Source organism: Bartonella sp. MU70NMGDW (assembly GCF_042194085.1).
GTDB lineage: Bacteria > Pseudomonadota > Alphaproteobacteria > Rhizobiales > Rhizobiaceae > Bartonella > Bartonella grahamii.
On record NZ_JBHIMK010000110.1, the window covers coordinates 1 to 4849 of the forward strand.

The 4849-nt window shown below is 36.9% G+C and carries 1 protein-coding gene; it reads right to left on the reverse strand.

The window, feature by feature from the left end; translation table 11 throughout:
- Positions 1-4043: right-handed parallel beta-helix repeat-containing protein (locus ACFIKE_RS08220; protein WP_375649202.1), on the reverse strand; the 4043-nt coding region annotated here is incomplete at its 3' end.
- Between the last annotated feature and the right edge of the window lie 806 nt (positions 4044-4849).

Genomic DNA, 4849 nt, shown 5'->3' on the forward strand with positions numbered 1-4849 from the left:
ATGACCAAATAGCTTGCTGTTTGTGCTACAGGGGCGATCACACTTGGACCAGAGCCAGAACCCGCTTCAAGAATTTCTTTGTGTAAGCGGAAATCCCAGAAATTTTCATTCTTTTCATCAAAGAGGCTTTGTGCAATATCGGCCTGTCCATGGCTTGACTCTGGTCCATAAGCAGTCAGTGTATATTTATAAGGTAAACGATCTCTTGTGGTATAGCCATTTACAAGTTTGAAAGAGCCTTCCTGTGCTTTCCCAGAGACTTGAATAAGCGAAAGTCCACCGATATTCGAAGGATCTGCAGCATTGACTACACTATCTTTATCCCCTAAATCGCTGTCAATATAAACTGTTGTGGAGCCTGAGACATCACCGTGAATGAGAAGCCTATCGGTTTTTTGATCGGCACTTGCTACGCCATCACTCCAAGCAATGTTGAAGTAAATCTTTGCATCACCCGTTGCGTTGTAGACTTCTTGCGTGTCTGGTTTACCAGAGCCTATATGTAATGTGTGATAATGCTCTTCTGTTGGTCCATTAAAAACAATAGTACTGTTGTTAAGATTGAGCGTGGAAATATCAGAACGAGATCTTTGAGCAATATCAAGCAGATTGCCATCATCATCTTTTTCGTTTGTGCTGGTTTTTACAATCCATTGTGTATTGTTTTGCAAATTAAAGATTGTTTTAGGACTGTTAATAACTTTTGCTCTACCCTCTAATATGGAGTTATCAGAATTGAGTGTAAAAGCTAAACCATTTTCTTCAGCTGAAGCTTTGGTTACTAATAGAACGTCAGCACGGATTTCTGATTTTTTGCCAAGATTGACTGTGCCGGTTGACTCATCTACGTTAATTCCAATGCCGTTTTTAATGTGAAGCTTTGCGTTGGTTAAATTGATTTCTGAGGTTGTATCTTCTTCAGGATTTTCAAATTTTATGCCATTTCTCTCTGCTGTTGCAAAAATATTTGTTGTATCAATATGCCCACCGTTTTCAACAGCCAATGCTGCCTCTTTTCCCGTTATGTTTCCTTGCGTCATTGTGATGGTGGAATCTAGTCCACTTGCATGGAGCCCATAACCATTAGATGATGTAATTTTGGCATCATCGGTTAAAGCAATGGTGCTGCCACTCTCTGCGTTAATCCCTATATCGTTTCCAACAAATGATCCTCCTGATATTGTGATTTTAGAATGATCCATTGCATATACGCCGAATTTTGCATTTGTAATGTGTACATTTTTTAAAGTGACATTGCTTGCTTGGGAATTTAATCCTGTAAACACTACCGTTTCACCTTTTTGACTGCTCGATATTGTCACATCTTCCAACTTATTTTCATTGCTTTTACTGTCATAAAAGGTAGCACCAACTGTAGAAGTTGTAATAGTTCCTCCGGTCATTTTAATTATAGCATTTTTTTCTGCATAAAGCCCAAGAAAAGCATGATCAATTTCTGTTCCATGCAATTCGATCATACTATCAGGGCCGCTGGCATTTGCACCAGCTCCACCACCTGTGGCTACTGAGAGAGAAACATCTGTAACATTAATGTGTCCACCGTTTTCAGCAGTTAATGCTGCATAAATTCCTCCTTTAACTTTTCCTTTCGTCATTTTGATTGTGCTATTGTCTTTTGCCCAGAGCCCAGTGTTATCAGATGATGTAATTTTAGAATCATTTATAGTGATTGTGCCGCCGTTTTGCGCAAATATTGTTGCTTGTTTTGAAACAAATGATCCCCCAGAGACTGTTATTGTAGAGTTATTATCTGAAATGATAGCATTTTTTGCTTGAGTCACTTTGACATTATCTAAAGTAACAAGACTTTTATCTTTTGCTTCTACTCCAATGATTAATAATTCTCCCTCTTTATTACTTGATATTTCTACATTCTTTAGTTTGTTGTTTTCGTTTTTACTTCTCGAGAAGGAAGCACCAGCGTATGAGGATTTAATGGAACCGCCATTCATAGAGATTGAGCCACTTTCTTGTGCCCAGAGTCCAGTGTCATTAGATGATGTAATTTTAGAATCATTTATAGTTATTGAGCTGCCATTTTGCGCAGATATTGTTGCTAGTTTTGCATCAAATGATCCTCCAGTAATCTCTATTTTAGAATTACTATCTGAAACAATGGCGTTTTCTGCTTGTTTTACGTTTACATTTTCTAGAGAGACTATACTTTCTTTTCCTGCATTGATTCCATTGACTAGTAGCTCATTCTCTTTATTGCTGGATATTATTACATTCTTCAGTTTGTTTTTGTTGCTTTTACTTTCCGTAAAGCGAGCACCAACGTATGAAGCATTAATGGAGCCTCCATTCATACTGATTGCACCCTCTTTTTTTGTCTGAAGTCCAATTATACTATTCTTGATCTTTGTATCATCTCCAGTTAACTCAATTAGACTATCTTTACCCTCAGAAAATGCACCAAAACCACTTGTAATTGATTCGTTATTTTCAATGGGATCGGCGCCATCTATTGTTAGGGTAACATTTTCTACCGTAATGTGTCCGCCATTTTTTGCTCCAACGACTCCTGTTTTTCCAGTTACTTCTCCTCCGGTCATGTTGATTGTGGATTCTTGTTCTGCCATGAGCCCAACGTTATCAGATGATGTAACTTTAGTATTGTCTTTTAAAGTGATTGTGCTGCCGTTTTCAGCATGTATAGTTACCTTTTTAGAGTCAAACTCTCCTTTAGAGATTGTTATTTCAGAATTACTATCTGCAGATATACCACTGTCTGCTTGAGAGAATCTTACACCTTCTAAATCAACTTTACTGCTCTTCTCTGCTTTTACTCCAAAGAGTATAGGTGTTCCGCCTTCATTACTTGATATTTCTACATCCTTTAGTTTGTTCTTGTCGCTATTACTATTCAAAAAGTAAGCACCAGCTTGTGAAGCTTTAATGGAACCTCCATTCATAGAGATTGAGCCACCATTTTGTGCCATGAGTCCAGAGTTATTAGATGATGTAATTTGAGCGCCCTCTATAGTGATGTCACTGTTTTTCAAGGCAGCTATTGTTGCCTCTTTTGAAGCGAATGAGCCTCCAGTGACCTTTACTTTAGAACTATTATTTGCAAAAATAGCGTTTTCTGCTTGTTTTACGGTTACATCTTCTAAAGTGACTGTACTGTTCTCTTGTACGGTTACTCCAAAGGTTATTTGTTTTCCGTCTTCATTACTTGATATTGTTACACCTTTCAGCTTATTTTTGTCGCTGTTACTGTTCAAGAAGCTAGCACCAGCGTGGGAAGCATTAATAGAGCCTCCAGTCATGGAGATCGTGCCACTTTCTTTTGCCCAGAGTCCAGAGTCGTCAGATGATGTAATCGTAGAATCGTTTATAGTGACTTTGCTGTTTTGCGAGGCAACTATTGTTGCTTCTTTTGAAGCAGATGAACCTCCAGTGATTGTTATTGTAGAGCCACCTTTTGCACTTACAGCATTGTTTGTTTGTTTTATGATTACATCCTTTAAAGTGACTGTACTGTTTTCTGCTCCTGCTCCGAATCCCAGTAGTGTTTTATCATCACCGCTTGATATTGTTACATTTTCCAGCTTGTTTTTGTCGCTGTTACTGTTCATGAAGATCGCACCAAAATCAGAAGCATTAATGGAGCCTCCAGTTATGGAGATCGTGCCACCGTTTTTTGCTTCAACACCTACGATAATGGCAGAATCAGTTCCTTTAATGGTTGTTTTATCCCCCGTTAATGTGATCATACTGTTCTTGCCTTCAGCTGTTACAGCAGCGGGTGATTCTAAAGAAGATGATCCGGGAGGAGGGGTGATACCGCCTTCGCTGGGGCCTTTATTGGTGTCTTTATTTCCGGTTACTGTTAAATTTTCACCAGTGATTTTGCCACTTTCTTTTGCATGAAGAATTTCATAGGACTTTCCGGTTTCTCCGATGACGCTTTGTCCTTCTCCTGAAGCTTCAAGAGATTCAGCATGTGCATTGGAATAGATACTAGAGAGTATGATCGCGACTGTTGCTGTATATGATAAAAGGGATTTTTTATACATCCGTATTCTCCTTTGAAGTCCCCAATATTCATTTCCCCACCGACCTCATAAGAAGAATAGAAAATGAGTTACTGTTCTTAGTGTTGTTACATTACCTCTAGCTCGGTAAGCTATTTTTACTTCTCTGTCAAATATTTTAAATAATCTTCATGAAAATGCATATTATGTATAGTTTATTTTTTATTAAATGAGTTTATTGATTTTCTGTTTGTAGTGGGATTATTTTTTATATCTTGATAAAATAATAAACATAATTTTTGATAATTACTGAGAGTTATTTATGTCTCTTAAGATATTTTATAATAATTATTCGAATATATTTTACGATCCTATCGTTTATAGTTTTTTGTGTTTTTTCTTGTTTGAATATTTTATAGATAAAAAATTTGTTTGAGTTTTCAGATGAGGGGAAAGTTTCTTATAATTGCTTATCTTATTGAGGGCGATAAAACAGACATATCTTCAGTTTAAAAACGTAATTAATAAAGAGCTTTATGTTAAAGCTTTAAATGAAAGGTACTTTGGTTAATAAAACTGCAAAACTGCATTTTTATTAAAAGGTTTCCGCTTTCATTATTTGTGGGTTTTAATATATTCTGGATAAAAATACCTTATATTTTTCTTGATAAAAAGGCAGGGGGTAGTTTTAGTGTCATTAGGATTTATATAAAGCGAAAAGGCAGCACATTGAGCTGCCTTTTTGTTAAATTGAATAGAATGAATAGGCTATTTACAGCCTTGTCTTAAAACTGATAGCGTATTCCACCTGAAAAGCTAGCACCACTTATACCAGTTTTCTGAAGCTT